The organism is Bacillus sp. SIMBA_154 (assembly GCF_046536015.1).
GTDB classification, from domain to species: domain Bacteria; phylum Bacillota; class Bacilli; order Bacillales; family Bacillaceae; genus Bacillus; species Bacillus pumilus_P.
This window is the reverse complement of sequence record NZ_JAWJBV010000742.1, coordinates 1-230: the sequence shown is the minus strand read 5'-3', so window position 1 is coordinate 230 and position 230 is coordinate 1. Positions and strand designations below refer to the sequence as shown.

Annotated in this window: 1 pseudogene; it reads right to left on the bottom strand. The window is 44.3% G+C overall.

Annotated features, from left to right (window positions below):
• A pseudogene (locus tag R0K30_RS23845) lies at window positions 1-230 on the bottom strand (zinc-dependent alcohol dehydrogenase); the annotation flags it as partial.

Sequence of the window (230 nt, the reverse complement as noted above, 5' to 3'; positions counted from 1 at the left end):
CATTAAAGCCCATTGCTTTTGCATATTGCACTGCTAAGTGCCCTAAACCACCCACACCGACAATAGCAACCCATTGGCCTGGTTTAGCACCAGATACTTTTAAAGCTTTATACGTTGTTACGCCGGCACAAAATAAGGGGGCAGCTTCAGCAAAACCTAAACCTTCCGGTATTTTGATGATGTAGTCACCATGAGCTAAACAGTATTCTGCATACCCACCGTCAATAGAG